Annotated in this window: 14 protein-coding genes; 4 read left to right on the top strand and 10 right to left on the bottom strand. The window is 63.4% G+C overall.

Annotated elements, in window-relative coordinates:
* Positions 1–49: 49 nt before the first annotated feature.
* From BJQ17_RS14845 to BJQ17_RS14820, 6 genes are all read right to left on the bottom strand, one after another.
* Complete coding sequence (locus BJQ17_RS14845) at positions 50–631, bottom strand: DinB family protein (RefSeq protein ID WP_004576772.1); 582 nt, start codon at positions 629–631, stop codon at positions 50–52.
* Positions 632–644: 13 nt separating this feature from the next.
* Positions 645–1,751, bottom strand: a complete 1,107-nt coding sequence (zapE, locus tag BJQ17_RS14840) for a cell division protein ZapE (RefSeq protein WP_054889714.1) — start codon at positions 1,749–1,751, stop codon at positions 645–647.
* Between the two features lie 42 nt (positions 1,752–1,793).
* Positions 1,794–2,939 (bottom strand): PQQ-dependent sugar dehydrogenase, encoded by a 1,146-nt coding sequence (locus BJQ17_RS14835; RefSeq protein ID WP_070096258.1) that lies wholly within the window; start codon positions 2,937–2,939, stop codon positions 1,794–1,796.
* Positions 2,940–2,961: 22 nt separating this feature from the next.
* On the bottom strand, positions 2,962–3,279 hold the full coding sequence (locus BJQ17_RS14830) for a hypothetical protein (RefSeq protein WP_070096257.1): 318 nt from the start codon (positions 3,277–3,279) through the stop codon (positions 2,962–2,964).
* 155 nt (positions 3,280–3,434) lie between these two features.
* Positions 3,435–4,400 (bottom strand): agmatinase, encoded by a 966-nt coding sequence (gene speB / locus BJQ17_RS14825; RefSeq protein ID WP_070096256.1) that lies wholly within the window; start codon positions 4,398–4,400, stop codon positions 3,435–3,437.
* A gap of 25 nt (positions 4,401–4,425) precedes the next feature.
* Positions 4,426–5,505, bottom strand: a complete 1,080-nt coding sequence (locus tag BJQ17_RS14820) for an extracellular solute-binding protein (protein ID WP_004576767.1) — start codon at positions 5,503–5,505, stop codon at positions 4,426–4,428.
* A gap of 102 nt (positions 5,506–5,607) precedes the next feature.
* Here BJQ17_RS14820 and BJQ17_RS14815 point away from each other — a divergent pair, with 102 nt between their 5' ends.
* Complete coding sequence (locus BJQ17_RS14815; protein ID WP_019752083.1) at positions 5,608–6,498, top strand: LysR family transcriptional regulator; 891 nt, start codon at positions 5,608–5,610, stop codon at positions 6,496–6,498.
* A gap of 502 nt (positions 6,499–7,000) precedes the next feature.
* On the opposite strand, the gene BJQ17_RS14810 is transcribed toward BJQ17_RS14815, so the two are convergent.
* Both BJQ17_RS14810 and BJQ17_RS14805 read right to left on the bottom strand, forming a co-directional pair.
* The gene (locus tag BJQ17_RS14810) at positions 7,001–9,427 is read right to left on the bottom strand and encodes a TonB-dependent receptor (protein WP_070096255.1); all 2,427 of its coding nucleotides are present in this window, start codon (positions 9,425–9,427) and stop codon (positions 7,001–7,003) included.
* Between the two features lie 228 nt (positions 9,428–9,655).
* Positions 9,656–10,780, bottom strand: a complete 1,125-nt coding sequence (locus BJQ17_RS14805; protein ID WP_014859685.1) for a sigma-70 family RNA polymerase sigma factor — start codon at positions 10,778–10,780, stop codon at positions 9,656–9,658.
* A gap of 131 nt (positions 10,781–10,911) precedes the next feature.
* Here BJQ17_RS14805 and BJQ17_RS14800 point away from each other — a divergent pair, with 131 nt between their 5' ends.
* Positions 10,912–11,391 (top strand): LEA type 2 family protein, encoded by a 480-nt coding sequence (locus tag BJQ17_RS14800; protein ID WP_004576763.1) that lies wholly within the window; start codon positions 10,912–10,914, stop codon positions 11,389–11,391.
* A 20-nt stretch (positions 11,392–11,411) separates the two neighbouring features.
* Here BJQ17_RS14800 and BJQ17_RS14795 read toward each other — a convergent pair whose 3' ends face one another.
* The gene (locus BJQ17_RS14795; RefSeq protein WP_003248880.1) at positions 11,412–11,675 is read right to left on the bottom strand and encodes a hypothetical protein; all 264 of its coding nucleotides are present in this window, start codon (positions 11,673–11,675) and stop codon (positions 11,412–11,414) included.
* 22 nt (positions 11,676–11,697) lie between these two features.
* Here BJQ17_RS14795 and BJQ17_RS14790 point away from each other — a divergent pair, with 22 nt between their 5' ends.
* Positions 11,698–12,126 carry a YqjD family protein gene (locus tag BJQ17_RS14790; protein WP_012053125.1) on the top strand — a complete coding sequence of 143 codons (429 nt, stop codon included), beginning with the start codon at positions 11,698–11,700 and terminating at the stop codon, positions 12,124–12,126.
* Positions 12,127–12,148: 22 nt separating this feature from the next.
* Here BJQ17_RS14790 and BJQ17_RS14785 read toward each other — a convergent pair whose 3' ends face one another.
* The gene (locus BJQ17_RS14785; protein ID WP_003248869.1) at positions 12,149–12,766 is read right to left on the bottom strand and encodes a tRNA-(ms[2]io[6]A)-hydroxylase; all 618 of its coding nucleotides are present in this window, start codon (positions 12,764–12,766) and stop codon (positions 12,149–12,151) included.
* Positions 12,767–12,920: 154 nt separating this feature from the next.
* Here BJQ17_RS14785 and BJQ17_RS14780 point away from each other — a divergent pair, with 154 nt between their 5' ends.
* Positions 12,921–13,784 (top strand): universal stress protein, encoded by an 864-nt coding sequence (locus BJQ17_RS14780; RefSeq protein WP_070096254.1) that lies wholly within the window; start codon positions 12,921–12,923, stop codon positions 13,782–13,784.
* Positions 13,785–13,868 lie beyond the last annotated feature (84 nt).

The following is a 13,868-nucleotide window of genomic DNA, read 5'->3' as shown; positions in this document are numbered from 1 at the left end:
ACGCAGGCTTTGGGATTTTGCGCACGCCCGCTGCTGCCACAGGGTTCCTTTACACGTTCCAGACCTGCGCTTCCGTCCAGCCCAGCTCGGCAAAGTCGCCCGCCCGCAACTCGGCCTCTTCCTCGCAGAAAAACTCATCCAGCTGTGGTGGCCTGACCGCTGTATCACTGAGCATTGCGTGCACCTGCCCACGGTGATGCACCTGATGTTCGAACAGATGCGCCAGCAACCGCAGCCGCTGCTCGCGCTGCACCCGATCGGGCCGCACGACGCTCACATAGCGGCCCAGGTCGCCATCACTCAGCCCCCGGCAGTAGGCGATCAAACGGTGGTCAGCCTGGGCCTGCTCGGCATGCAGATCGGTGCAGGTGGCAAACGGCTGCTCCGGGTCGAAAAAGCGTTCGCCGTCGGCATCGGGCTGCTCGCCGCGCTGCTCGCACTCGAGCATATGCAGGTAAAACCAATCCACCGTCAGCAAGTGGTTGAGGGTGGCCTTGATCGACGGGAAGAAGCTGCAACGCGGGGCGACGAACTCGTCCTGGGTCAGTTGCAGGCAGGCCTTGTACAGGCGGTGGTTGGCCCAGCCATTGTTATAGGCCTGGGTCAGCAGATGATGCGATAGCGGCTGCATGGTCGGCTCCTTTTCAGGCGAAGCGTTGCAGTTGCATCTCCCGTAGCCGGCTCAGGGTGCGCTGGTACGGGAACGCCAGATACCCTTGAGTGTAGAGGGCATCGAGCGGCACCTGTGCCTCCAGGTACAACGCCACCCGACGGTCATAGCATTCGTCGACCAGGGCAATGAAGCGGCGAACCGCATCGTCCTTGGGCGACAGCGCCGGCAGTTCACGGTCACCCGCCACGACCCTCGCCGCGCCATCTTCGGTGCCTCGGGCAATACGCCCCGCCCGCTGTTCCCCGCCCAGCGCCGGAATGCCGGAGACCAGAATCGAGGGAAAACGGTCGCACAAGGCCATGAACTCCATGGCCGCCAAGGGTTGATCGCACAGATCCGTGAAACGACACCAGATAGCCTGCTCACTGCGCCGCACGACGTGAATGTGCCTTGAGCCAATAATCAAGGGCTGATCCGTGCCGGCGTCTTCGGGGCTGAGCTGGCGAAACACCTCGGCCAACGGGCTGGTCTGCCCTGCCTCCGCTACCCAATAGCGCTGCCGCGCTTCACCGGGGTGCAGGCGGTGATCCTGCTCGCCCGCTACCGGCAGGACCTGCATGTGACGACCAATGGCGGCGATGGCCGGCAGGAACCGCTCGCGGTTGAAACCATCGCGGTAGAGCTGCTCGGGCGGCTGGTTGGAAGTGGCAACAATCACCACGCCCTGATCGAACAATACCTGGAACAGGCGGCCGAGGATGATCGCATCACCGATGTCGTTGACGAACAGTTCATCAAAGCACAGCACACGGATTTGCCGCGCCAGCTCCGCCGCCAGGGCCAATAGCGGGTCGGCGGTGCCGTTGAGCTGAAACAGGCGTTGATGCACCCAGGCCATGAAGTGATGAAAGTGCTGGCGCCGGCTCGGTATGCGCAGGCACTGGTGGAACTGGTCCATCAGCCAGGTCTTGCCGCGCCCGACCGGGCCCCAGAGGTAGAGACCCTGGGTGGGGCGGCCCTGCTCGAGGGACTGGAAGCAGGCTTGCAAGGCCTCGACGACGCGGGCCTGGGCGGGGTCAGCGACGTAGCCCCGAGTGCTCAGGGCTTGCTGGTAGAGGGTTTGGGGGTCGATGGCCATGGCCGCATTCTACCCGACTGTCACCCTCGGTGCAGGCGCGCGTCAGTCGGCCAGGCCGACCTTGAGTAGCGCGCCGTCCTTGTCATCGGTCAGTACATACAGGTAACCATCTGGCCCCACCCGCACATCACGGATACGCGCCTTCAGGTCACCGAGCAACCGCTCTTCGTGCACCACCTTGTCGCCCTCCAGTTGCAAGCGGATCAATTCCTGCGTGGCCAGCGCCCCTATGAACAGATTGTGGTCCCAGGCCTTGAACGTTGGGCTGTCGTAGAACGCCATACCGCTGATACCCGGTGACTTTTCCCATACATGGTGCGGGTCGACCATGCCGTCTACATGCTCGCCCTTGGCCTCGGGGATGGGCAGCAGCGAATAGTTGATGCCGTGGGTCGCAATCGGCCAACCATAGTTCTTGCCAGGCTTTGGGATGTTGATTTCATCACCACCGCGCGGGCCGTGTTCGTGGGTCCACAGTTGGCCGGTCCAGGGGTTGAGCGCGGCGCCTTGCTGATTACGGTGGCCGTACGACCAGATCTCCGGGCGCACGTTGTCCTTGCCGACGAAGGGGTTGTCTTTGGGCACTTCGCCGTCCGGCAGAATACGCACGACCTTGCCTTGCAACTTGTCCAGGTCCTGGGCAGTGGGGCGTTGGTTGTTCTCGCCCAGGGCGATGAACAGGTAGCCGTTGCGGTCGAACACCAGCCGCGAGCCGAAGTGGTTACCCACCGACAGCTTGGGCAGCTGGCGGAAGATCACGGTGAAATGCTCCAGCCGGGCGCGGTCCTCGGACAGCTGCCCGCGGCCGACCGCAGTACCGGCCCTGCCGTCACGGCCCTCCTCGGCGTAGGACAGGTAAACGGTGCGGTCCTTGCCGAACTCCGGTGACAGTGCCACATCCAGCAAGCCGCCCTGGCCTTCGGCCCAGACCTTGGGTACACCGCTGATCGGCGGGCCGACCTTGCCTTCGGCATTGACCAGCCGCAGGTTGCCGGCGCGCTCGGTCACCAGCATGTCCTTGCCACCGGGCAGGAAGGCCAGGGCCCAGGGGTTGCGCAGGCCATCGGCAAGCGTGTCGACGATCAAGGTGCCTTCTTCGCTGGGGAACCGCTGTTCGGCCGCCGCATGCGCCCACAGTGGCAGCAGCGCGGCGGCGGTCAGGGTGACTAGCCAGGGTGCTCGAAGCATGCCGGATTCCTTTCAAGTGGGCTTAAGGCGCACGAGGGTTGTCGCGCGGTGGCCGGGTGGGTTCCAGGTTCGGGGTTTGCTGCTGACGGCGCAGGTTGTCGCCATTGCCGATGCCGCGGTTGTCCAGGGTGGGTGGGCGCTGGTACGGGTCGGTGGACGGGCCACGTACCGGAGGCGTAGCTGGCATGCTGCCTTGACGACTGTTGGGGTTGGCCCGCTGGATCGGGCTGTTGTAAGGGTTGCTGTTGCCGGCAGCATGTTGCACGGGCTGCTGCGCAGCTGCGTGCGCGGGCAGGCATAGCGCCAGGCCGAGGGCCAGGATGGGCAATGTCGGGGTCATGCTTCACCTCCTGTACGAAAATGCCGCGCCTGGTGGGTTTGATAGCCTAAGGCGCGAGGGGTTCGCGGCAAAAGTGTGAATGCGGGTGGAGTTGATTCCTGATGTTTCAGTATGGGCCGCGGAGGGCTGCTTCGCCCTCCAATGGCCGCAATCTTCTACTGGCCGTTATCCACCTTATGCCGCGCCGCATACAGGCACAGCATCTCCATGGCCAGGGTTGCCCCGGCCAATGCGGTGATATCGGCATGGTCATAGGCTGGCGCCACTTCCACCAAGTCCATGCCTACCAGGTTGATGCCACGCAGCCCACCCAGAATCTCCAGCGCCTGCACCGTGCTCAGCCCGCCACACACCGGCGTTCCGGTACCGGGCGCGTAGGCCGGGTCGAGGCAGTCGATGTCGAAGGTCAGGTACACCGGCCGCTCGCCCACCCGCTGGCGAATCGCTGCAATCACCGCCTCTGTGCCCTGGCGGTGCACCTGCCTGGCGTCGAGAATGGCAAAGCCCTGGCTGTCGTCATTGGTCGTGCGCAGGCCAATCTGCACCGAGTGGGCCGGGTCAACCAGGCCTTCGCGGGCGGCATGCCAGAACATGGTGCCGTGGTCGATGCGCTTGCCCGTCTCGTCCGGCCAGGTGTCACTGTGCGCATCGAAATGGATCAGCGCCAGCGGGCCATGGCGGCGGGCGTGAGCCTTGAGCAGCGGGTAGCTGATGAAGTGGTCGCCACCAAGGGTCAGCATGGAGCAACCCGCCTGCAGAATGTGCTCGGCATGGGCCTCGATGCTGCCCGGTACCGACTGCGGCGTGCCGCTGTCGAAGGGGCAGTCGCCATAGTCGATGACCGCCAGGTGGTCGAACGGGTCGAACGCCCACGGCCAGTGGCGGGCCCAGGCCTGCTGGACCGAGGCAGCACGGATCGCCCGCGGGCCGAAGCGCGCGCCGGGGCGGTTACTGGTGGCCGTGTCGAACGGCACACCGCTGACCACCACATCCACACCGCGCAAGTCGCGGCTGTAGCGGCGGCGGGAAAAACTGACAACACCGGCGTAGGTGCTTTCTGCGGCGGTACCATACAGGCTATCGCGGGTCATGGCCTGGTCATTGCTTGCGGCTTGGTCCACGGTCGGGCTCCTTGATTGTCATGGGCTACTGCCGGCTGCGGAAGGCGGTCCACAGACGGTTGCGTTGTCGCAGGTCGGCCAAGGCCATGCTGCGGTCGGCATACAGGCGCTGACGCACCTCGGCCGACGGATAGATATCCGGGTCGTTGCGCACCGCTTCGTCCACCAGCGGCGTGGCAGCCTGGTTGGCATTGGCGAAGAACAGCGTGTTGGTCAGCGCTGCCACCGACTCTGGCTTGAGCATGAAGGCGATGAACGCCCGTGCGGCCTCGGGGTGCGGGGCGTCCTTGGGGATGACCAGGTTGTCCTGCCATACCAGCGTGCCTTCGCGGGGGATGCGGTAGATCACCTCGAACGGCTTGCCGGCACGACGGGCCTGGTCGGCGGCCATCGCGGCATCACCGTTGTAGGTCAGCGCCAGGCACACGCTGCCATTGGCCAGGTCGTTGATCTGCCGGCCGTTGGCAACGTAGCTGACCGACGGCTGCAACTGGCTGAGCAGGTTCTGCGCGGCAGCCAGGTCATCCTTGTTCTGGCTGTAAGGGTCCTTGCCCAGGTAGTTCAGGGCTACGCCGATCACCTCCTGGGGCGAGTCAGGCAAAGCGATGCCGCAACCCTTCAGGCGGGTGGCGTACTCGGGCTTGAACAACAGGTCGAGGCTGTCCAGCGGTACATCGCCAAGGCGCTGGCGTACTGCCTCCACATTTACCCCCAGGCCCAGCGTGCCCCAGGTGTACGGCACAGCATGGCGGTTGCCGGGGTCAACCTCGGCCAGTTTGCCCAGCAGGTCCTTGTCGAGGTTGCCATAGCCAGGCATGGCCTGAGCGTTCAGCGGTTGCAGGGCATTGGCCTTGAGCGCTCGGGCCAGCACGGTGGACGACGGCACCACCACGTCGTAGCCGCTACCACCGGTCAACAGCTTGGTTTCCAGCACCTCGGGGGTGTCAAAGGTGTCGTAACGCACCTTGTAGCCCGTTTCCTGTTCGAAGCGCTGCAAGGTTTGCGGGGCGACGTAATCGGCCCAGCTGTAGAGATTGACGACCTTTTCTTCGGCCTGCAGCGGCAGGGCCAGAACCAGAGACAAAAGGCACAACGATCGACGCATGGCGGACACCTCGGTAAATGGGTGGATGCCGCGAGCATGCCAGCCGGGTTACATTGCACCAATGGCAAGTTTGCAAAGCTGACATTCATCAGGAGCAATGTAATGCTCGGACAAGTGCACGACCCCGACCTGCACCTGCTGCGGCTGTTCGTCACTGTAGTCGAGGCAGGTGGCTTCAGCGCCGCTCAAGGCGTGCTGGGCCTGAGCCAGCCCACCATCAGCCAGCGCATGGCGCAACTGGAGGCACGCTTGGGTTACCGCCTGTGCAGCCGCGGCAAGGGTGGTTTTCGCCTGACGGAAAAAGGTGAATTGCTATTGGAGGCGGCGCGTGGGCTGCTGCTGAACATCGAGCAGTTTCGCCAGCAGGCCAACGGCGTTGCCGGGCGGCTGCTGGGAACTGTGCGCATAGGCATGGCGGAAAATCAGGACAAGGCGGTGAGCCTGAAACTGGCGGCGGCCATTGCGGCATTTCGCAGGCGAGAAGAATCGGTGCAACTGGAGCTTGTCAGTGCACCGCCGGCGGAGCTGGAACGGCTGTTGCTGGAGCAGCGACTGGACTATGCCATCAGCTACTTTTCCGGCAACCAGGCGGCCTTTGATTACCAGCCCTTGTTCGCGGAGCGCCAGCGGCTGTATTGCGGCAAGGGGCATGTGCTGTATGGCGAGACGGATGTTGGGCTTGAGCGGTTGCTGGACATGGACCAGGTGCGCCATCCGTACCGTTTTCTCAAAGGGGGCGAACCGTTCCAGAGCAGACGCAGCACGGCAGTGGCGGAGCAGATCGAAAGCGTGCTGACGTTCATTCTGTCTGGGCGGCATATTGGCTACTTGCCATGCCATTGTGCACAGGCCTGGGAGGCCGAGGGGCTGTTATGGGCGCTGGACCCTGAGCTTGATTTTGGGGTGCCGTTCACCTTGGCCCGGCACCGGGCACAGGGGGTTGGAGAGGCAGCCCATGTATTTGCGCAGGATTTGCTGGCGGCGTTTGCCTGAACGGCCCCTTCGCGGGTAAACCCGCGCCTACACCGGATCGGTGGTGGACACCTGTCGGTGGCTGGGCACAGGCACCGTCGTGTAGGAGCGGGTTTACCCGCGAAAGGGCCGGCCCTGCTGGCCAATCTCCACCAGACGTTCACCGTTGCCGCCGCTACCGTATTCGCGGGTAAACCCGCTCCTACGCCGGATCGGGGGTGGACACAGGTCGGTGGCTGGGCACAGGCCGTCGTGTAGGAGCGGGTTCACCCGCGAAGGGGCCGGCCCTGCTGGCCAATCTCCACCAGGCGTTCACCGTTGACGCCGCTACCGTATTCGCGGGTAAACCCGCTCCTACGCCGGATCGAGGGTGGACAAGCATCGGTGGCTGGGCACAGGCACCGTCGTGTAGGAGCGGGTTTACCCGCGAAGAGGCCGGCCCTGCTGGCCAATCTCCACCCGCCGTTCACCCACCCGCCGTTCACCGTTGCCTCCGCGAACAGGCCCGTTCAGGCCACCACAATCAGTAAGCCATGCTCCAGGTCAGGGTGTAGGTCCGCCCGCGCCCCTGGTAGTCATACAGATACGCCGGCCCGTAGGTCGGCGAATAGAACAACGTCGCACGCTGTCCCCATACCGTGCTGTACTGCTTGTCCAGCAGGTTCTGGATACCGGCACTGACGGTGCCGAAACCGGTGTCCTGGCTGCCCAGCAGGTCGAAGGTGGTGTAGCCGTCAATCTCGTGATCGGCATCGTCCTTCAGGCTGAAGGCATGGTTGGCCTGCAAGCGTGCACTGCGGCCATCGCCCTTCCAGCCGACAAACGCGGTGGCCTTGGACAACGAGGCATAACGGGCATCGCGCTTGATCCAGCCGCCGTCCTCGGCCTCTTCCTCGGAGCGTGTCATGTGCAATGTGCCGCCGGTTTCCCAGCCGGTCTGGAAGTGCCGGGTCAGTGCACCTTCAAAGCCAAAGTCGCGGCTTTTCTGTTCTTCCACGTCGATGGTCAGCGTTTGCGAATCGACGTTGATGATCTTGTCCGACCAGATGTAGTACAGCGCTGCCTGTGCATCCCAATCCAGGTCGGCATAGCGCCAGCCCACTTCCACCTGGCGGCTCTTGATACCGGCCAACGGGTTATCGGCCACGCTCAGACCCGGCTTGCCGTAGTACTTGGCCGGGTCAGGCAGGTCGAAGCCTTCGCCATAGTTGCTCCACACCTGGTGGCCGTTCTTGAAGTCGTAGATGGCACCGATGTTGAACAGGTTGACCTGATAGTCGTTACTGCCACCTGGCACGCCCTTGAAGTCGCTGACATCCACGTCCATCTGCTGCCGCCGGGCACCACCGGACAATGTCAGGTTGTCGGTGGCATGCCAGTCCAGCTGGGCATACACCGACACACCATCCACCCGGTAGCTGGGGTAGCGTGCGGCCTTGCTGTCTTTTTCCAGCTCCAGGCCACCCGACTCGGACGAGGTCTGGGCGTTGAAGGTGGTTTGCTCGGCATTGAAGCGCTCGCGGTCCAGGTCGACGCCGTAGGTCAGCTTCAGCGTATCCCACTGTTTGGCAAACAGGCCCTTGAGGCTGGTGACTTCGAAGTTCTGCTGCGAGGCGGCAAAGTACACCCCGCGCGAGCCGGTGGGCGTGGCACGGTTGTAGTACGGGAACGGGTAGAAGTTGTCGTCTTCCTTGCGGTACGAGGCCTGCAGGTAGAAGTCCTGGCCCAGCACGTCGGTGTGGTGGTAATTGGCGTTGAGCAGCAAGCGCCGCGTACGCGGCTCCAGGTCCGATGAATAACCGCTGCGCAGCTCGGCGTCTTCCAGGTCGGATGGCGCGTTGTAGTTCAGGTTGGGGAAGTAGATACCCGTGCTGCCGTGGTTGCCCGAGTCGTAGTACTGGGCCAACAGGTCGAGGCTCTGCTGGTCGTTCAGCTGCAGGCCCAAGGTACCGAGTACGTCGATGGTGCGGTTGTACTGCAGGTCGGTCTGGGTGTTGTCGATGAAGATCTGGTCGCCAGCACCATCGTAGAAGGCTTCGTTCTGCTCACCGGAAACGCCCAACCGGGCATTGACCCGTTCGTTGCCGCCGCTGACCGACTGGGCGAAGCGGGTGGCCAGGTCGTCGCTGTTGTTGAAACCGCTGCTGGCCCCCAACTGGGTTTCGAAGCGCGCCGGGCCAGGCTCGCCCTTTTTGGTCACGATGTTGATGATGCCGCCAGTGGCGCCACCGCCGTAGATGGCGCTGGCGCCAGACAGCACTTCGACGCGCTCGACGTTGAACGGCGAAATGCTGTCGAACTGGCGAGACAGGCCGCGGGAGCTGTTCTGACTGACCCCGTCGATCATCACCAGCACGTTGCGCCCACGCATGTTCTGGCCGTAATTGGTGCGCCCTTCCGGCGCCAGGTCAAGGCCCGGTACCAGCTTGCCAATGGCTTCCTTCAGGCTGACGCCGCTGTCGATCTGCTCGCGCAATTGCTGCTGGTCGACCACCCAGACGGTCCCAGGGATTTCGCTGATGGCAGTGCTGGTGCGCGAGGCTACGCTGACTTCGATCGGCTTGAGGTTGACCGCCTGCGGCGCGGCCTCGGCCTTGCGCAGGGTGACGGTGCGAGCCTCGCTGAACTGCCAGCTCATGCCGCTGCCGGCCAACAACTGCTGCAGGGCCTGCTCGACACTGTAGTTGCCCTGCAACGCCGGGCTGACCTGGCCGGCGACATCGCCTGTGGTGTACAGCAGGTGCAGGCCGGCTTGGTCGGCGAAGGTGGTCAGCGCCTGGTCCAGCGGCTGGGCTGGCAGGTCGAGCTGGACCTGGCGAGCTTGCATCTGGGTCTGTTCGGCAGTCGTCGCGGCCCCTGCGTGCAGGGGGCCGAGCAACAGGGCCATGGCACTGCAAGACATCAAGGCATGGTGAAAAGGACCGCGACGGCGGTGCAAGGGCTTGAGCATCAGAGGCACGAATGAGCTTCCTGACAAGTCGTAAATGAGAATGGGTTGCTGATCAGTCTCACTACGACGATCTGGCTTGCAGGAACTTGCAGTGGCAAATGGAAAATATTTTTGTTTCTGTCCGGCCTCTTCGCGGGCAAGCCCGCTCCTGCAACGACTGCGTCCGCCTGAAAGTTGTGCGACCTGTGCAGGAACGGGCTTGCCCGTTGAGAGGCCGGCACAGGCTGATCAATGCACCACGGCCAACCACGGCAGGTAGGTCACCTTCAGGCCATACCGCTGCTCCAACGTCCGCAACAGGGCCTCAGGTTCATCCAGGTCAAACACCCCGCTCACTTCCATCGCAGCCAGCTTGCTGTCGGACAACACAATGCGCCCATGCCGGTATCGCTCAAGCTCCGTCAGCACCTGCCCCAGCGGCTTGCCGTTGAAGATCAGCTTGCCACGCTGCCAGGCCATCTGCGTGCCGGCATCGGCCGCCACCGCCAGTTCATGTTCACCCACCTTGGCTTCACCGCGTGCCAACACGACGTGCCCATCGCGGTGCACGCTGAAGGTGGCGGCATTGCCCTGCACCCGCGCACCGGCCGTTTCGACCACGAACGGACGTGAATCATCGGCGGTCTCGAACAGCGCCTCACCCGCATCGAGTACCACACGCCGCTCATGCTCGCTGAACGCCACGCTCAAGGCACTGGCGCTGTTCAGCGTCACCCGTGTGCCATCTGCCAGGGTAATGACCTGCCGCTCGCCCACGGCGGTGTGGTAATCGGCCAGCAGCATCGGGGCTTGCTGCCAACCCGCCACGGCGGCGACCAGCAACACCACCGATGCCGCCACACCCGCCTGCTTCAGCCGGCCGCGGCAATGGCGCAAGGCCTGGCCGATATACTTTGCCACCATGCTCTCGGAAACCCCCAGGCGTTGAGCGACCTGCTTCTGGGTCAGGCCCTCGACACGGTTGAGCAACAGCGCCTGGCGGGCATTGTCGGGCAACTGCAACAGGGCCTGGTCAAGAATCTGCAAGCGCTCGCGGGCCAGCAACGCCGCCTCGGGTGCCGGCGCCGGACAGGCCACCTCACAGGCTCCGTCGCTGTCGTCGTGGCTGGCGGCGATGCGTTGCTCACGGCGCAAGGCGTCAATCGCCAGGTTGCCGGCCACACGGAAGATGAAACTGCGCGCGTGCACCACCGGCACCGCCTGCTCGTCGATGTTCACCAGCTTCAGGTAGGTTTCCTGCGCCACATCGGCCGCGCGCTGACGGTCGCTCATGCGCCGCGTCAAAAACTGCAGCAGGTCGTCGTAGTGCTCCTGGAAGCTTGCCAGCAGGCCCGACATGGGTGAAGTCAGCATGATTGGGGAACAGCCAGTAAGAGAGGTTATCGGGCGTTAATGAGAAACAGTATCTTTCATATGAACCGATACTTTCAACGTCGACGCACATTTGCCACACTGCCAGCCCCACTCCGGCAAGGTCACAGCCCATGACTGCCCGTCTGTACCGCTACACCCGCCTGTTTCTGGTCCTGCTGATGGCCTTTGGCCTCGCGGCCTGTGCGCTGCTCCAGCCACGCGACCCGGTGAACATCAGCGTGATCGGCATCGAACCACTGCCCGGGCAGGAGCTGGAACTGCGCATGGCGGTGAAAATGCGGGTGCAAAACCCCAATGAGTCACCGATCGATTACAACGGCATCGCCTTGAACCTGGAAGTGAACGGCCAGCCGCTGGCCGCTGGTGTCAGTGACCAGCAGGGGCACATTGGCCGCTACGACGAAGCGGTGATCGTGGTGCCGGTAAGCATCACGGCGTTTTCCTTCCTGCGCCAGGCCTATGGGCTGGGCAAGGTAGATTCGCTGCAGGGTCTACCCTACAAGCTGCGCGGCAAACTGGCCGGCGGGCCGCTGGGGACCGTGCGTTTTACCGATGAAGGCAAGCTGGACCTGCCCAAGGGCACCTACTGATAAGCGCCGGGCGGGTGTGCTCAGCGGTTGGCGCTGGCTGCGGCCATCAGCTTGTTGACTTCGCTGCGCACCATGCTGGCGTATTCAGGCGGCGTCATGCCGTCCAGTTCGGCGCGCACCCACTCGGCCCATTTGCCCTTGCGCCGTGGCTTTTCGGCAATCAGCCGGGCGGCTTCGCCCTTGGCTTTGCCCAGGTTGTTCTGCCACATCTCGAACAACCGGGCCTTCTCTGCCTCGATCTGCGCCCGTTCCTCGAAGCTCATGTTGGCCAGATTGAAACTCATGAAGGTACCTGCAGGTTTGAAAATGGCCGCTATCTTACACCCAGGCACAGCATCACCGGAAAGCCGCCGCAACTTTCCCGACGTGGCGGCATCCATTGTTCACATCACCCCCATTGACGAGGACGAGTTCATGGCCCGGAAAAACGCCACGCTGGCGGACAGCGATCAGATCAAGGACCAGGTATTCAGCGAACTGCAATCGCTGATAGAAGAATCGGAAAAACTGCTGAACGACAGTGCCGCACTGGTCGGCGAAGAAGCAGAGACGTTGCGCGCCCAGGTGAGCCTGAAGCTGCGCCAGGCACGCCAGGCGGCGAGCAACGTGCGCAGCAAGGCGCAACCGGTGGTGGACGCCACTCAGGACTACATCGGCGGCCACCCCTGGCAGACCGTGGCCATTTCCGCCGGCCTCGGGTTGGCGGTAGGCCTGCTACTGGGTCGGCGCAGTTAAGGCCTGCGCCGCCTGGTGCACATCAGGCGGCCAAAGCCTGCGGGATGCCGCTGTGGAAGCGCAGCTCCTGGTCTGGTGACTGGATCAGCTCCATTTCCGCAGCGCGTACCAGCTCGACACGGCGGGCGATGTCCGCTTCATCACCGTAGTTGTGCGCCAGTTTCAGGTAGCCCTGGTAGTGGCGCGCTTCGCTTTTCAGCAACCCGTGGTAGAAGCGGCCCAGCTCTTCATCCAGATGTGGCACCAGCGCGGCAAAACGTTCGCAACTGCGCGCCTCGATGAACGCCCCCACCACCAGTGTATCCACCAGCTTGACCGGCTCGTGGGCGCGCACCAGTCGGCGCAACCCCGACGCGTAACGCCCCGCCGATACCGGGCGCAACGGCACCCCGCGACGCTTCATGAGGCGTAACACCTGTTCGTGATGCACCAGCTCCTCGCGGGCCAGGCGCGACATCATGTTGATCAGATCAAGGTGAGTGTTGTACTTGGCGATCAGGCTCAAGGCCGTGCTGGCGGCCTTGAACTCGCAGTTCTTGTGGTCGATCAGCAGGGTTTCCTGGTCGGCGAGCGCCGCTTCGATCCAGGCGTCTGGCGTCGGGCAGCCAAGAAAGGCGTCGATTTCGGGGATCAGGGACATAAGCGTGCAACCACACAGAACAGGCAGGGCCGGCGATTATACCGGCGGCGGCTGGCGATGCCAGTGACTATGCTTGATGTACATCAAGCGCTGGAGGGGGAAGCGCCGACTATAGTCAGGCATTGGTCGCCATCATCGAAGGGAGTTAACGCCCATGCAAGCCGTCCGCAGCATTCTCGTCGTCCTCGACCCCGCGCACGCTCACAGCCGGGCGCTTACGCGCGCCAAGCTGATTGCAGGCGTCACGGGCGCACGCCTGCACTTGCTGATGTGTGACAAGCGGCATGATCACAGTGCGCTGCTCAGCCTGCTGAGCAGCCAGTTGCATGATGACGGCTACGCCAATGTCACCCATGAAGAGGGCTGGCGCGACAGCCTGCACGACACCATCATCCATGTACAGCAGGCCGAAGGCTGCGAACTGGTGATCAAGGAACACCGCCCGGACAACCCGCTGAAAAAGGCCCTGCTCACCCCCAGCGACTGGAAGCTGCTGCGCCAATGCCCGGGTACCGTGCTGATGGTCAAGAGCGAACGGCCGTGGACCGGGGGCAAGATTTTGGCGGCGGTGGACGTGGGTAACCAGGACGAAGACCACCGCCGCCTGCATGCCAGCATCATCGACCACGGCTTCGAGATTGCCAAACTGGCCAAGGGAGAACTGCATGTCATCAGTGCCCACCCGTCGCCGATGCTGTCAGCGTCGGACCCGGCCTACCAGCTGAGCGATAAGATCGAAAAACGCTACCGTGAAGCATGCAAGGCGTTCCAGGCCGAGTACGGCATCAGCGATGAGTGCCTGCACGTGGCCGAAGGGCCAGCGGATGTGTTGATTCCGCATACCGAAAAGAAGCTCGATGCAGTGGTGACCGTGATAGGCACGGTGTGCCGCACGGGGATTTCCGGGGCGTTGATTGGCAATACCTCGGAAGTGGTGCTGGATGCGCTGGAGGGCGATGTGCTGGTGCTCAAGAGCGAAGAAGCCATTGCCCACCTGGCGGAGTTGGCCCGCGGCTAAGTAGGCAATATGCAGGCCCCTTGTAGGAGCGGGTTCACCCGCGAATGCGTCATTGATTTCAACGCCACATTCGCAGGCAAACCC

The sequence above is a fragment of the Pseudomonas sp. NBRC 111139 genome (genome assembly GCF_001753955.1).
In the GTDB taxonomy this organism is placed as follows: domain Bacteria; phylum Pseudomonadota; class Gammaproteobacteria; order Pseudomonadales; family Pseudomonadaceae; genus Aquipseudomonas; species Aquipseudomonas alloputida.
The sequence above is the reverse complement of the archived record's forward strand: the minus strand, read 5'-3'. Positions and strand labels throughout refer to the sequence as shown.

Excerpts from the sequence above, each read along its gene's own strand:
- BJQ17_RS14845 (WP_004576772.1), bottom strand. The coding sequence starts at position 631 with ATGCAGCCGCTATCGCATCATCTGCTGACCCAGGCCTATAACAATGGC.
- zapE (WP_054889714.1), bottom strand. The coding sequence starts at position 1,751 with ATGGCCATCGACCCCCAAACCCTCTACCAGCAAGCCCTGAGCACTCGG.
- BJQ17_RS14835 (WP_070096258.1), bottom strand. The coding sequence starts at position 2,939 with ATGCTTCGAGCACCCTGGCTAGTCACCCTGACCGCCGCCGCGCTGCTG.
- BJQ17_RS14830 (WP_070096257.1), bottom strand. The coding sequence starts at position 3,279 with ATGACCCCGACATTGCCCATCCTGGCCCTCGGCCTGGCGCTATGCCTG.
- BJQ17_RS14820 (WP_004576767.1), bottom strand. The coding sequence starts at position 5,505 with ATGCGTCGATCGTTGTGCCTTTTGTCTCTGGTTCTGGCCCTGCCGCTG.
- BJQ17_RS14815 (WP_019752083.1), top strand. The coding sequence starts at position 5,608 with ATGCTCGGACAAGTGCACGACCCCGACCTGCACCTGCTGCGGCTGTTC.
- BJQ17_RS14810 (WP_070096255.1), bottom strand. The coding sequence starts at position 9,427 with ATGCTCAAGCCCTTGCACCGCCGTCGCGGTCCTTTTCACCATGCCTTG.
- BJQ17_RS14805 (WP_014859685.1), bottom strand. The coding sequence starts at position 10,780 with ATGCTGACTTCACCCATGTCGGGCCTGCTGGCAAGCTTCCAGGAGCAC.
- BJQ17_RS14800 (WP_004576763.1), top strand. The coding sequence starts at position 10,912 with ATGACTGCCCGTCTGTACCGCTACACCCGCCTGTTTCTGGTCCTGCTG.
- BJQ17_RS14795 (WP_003248880.1), bottom strand. The coding sequence starts at position 11,675 with ATGAGTTTCAATCTGGCCAACATGAGCTTCGAGGAACGGGCGCAGATC.
- BJQ17_RS14790 (WP_012053125.1), top strand. The coding sequence starts at position 11,698 with ATGGCCGCTATCTTACACCCAGGCACAGCATCACCGGAAAGCCGCCGC.
- BJQ17_RS14785 (WP_003248869.1), bottom strand. The coding sequence starts at position 12,766 with ATGTCCCTGATCCCCGAAATCGACGCCTTTCTTGGCTGCCCGACGCCA.
- BJQ17_RS14780 (WP_070096254.1), top strand. The coding sequence starts at position 12,921 with ATGCAAGCCGTCCGCAGCATTCTCGTCGTCCTCGACCCCGCGCACGCT.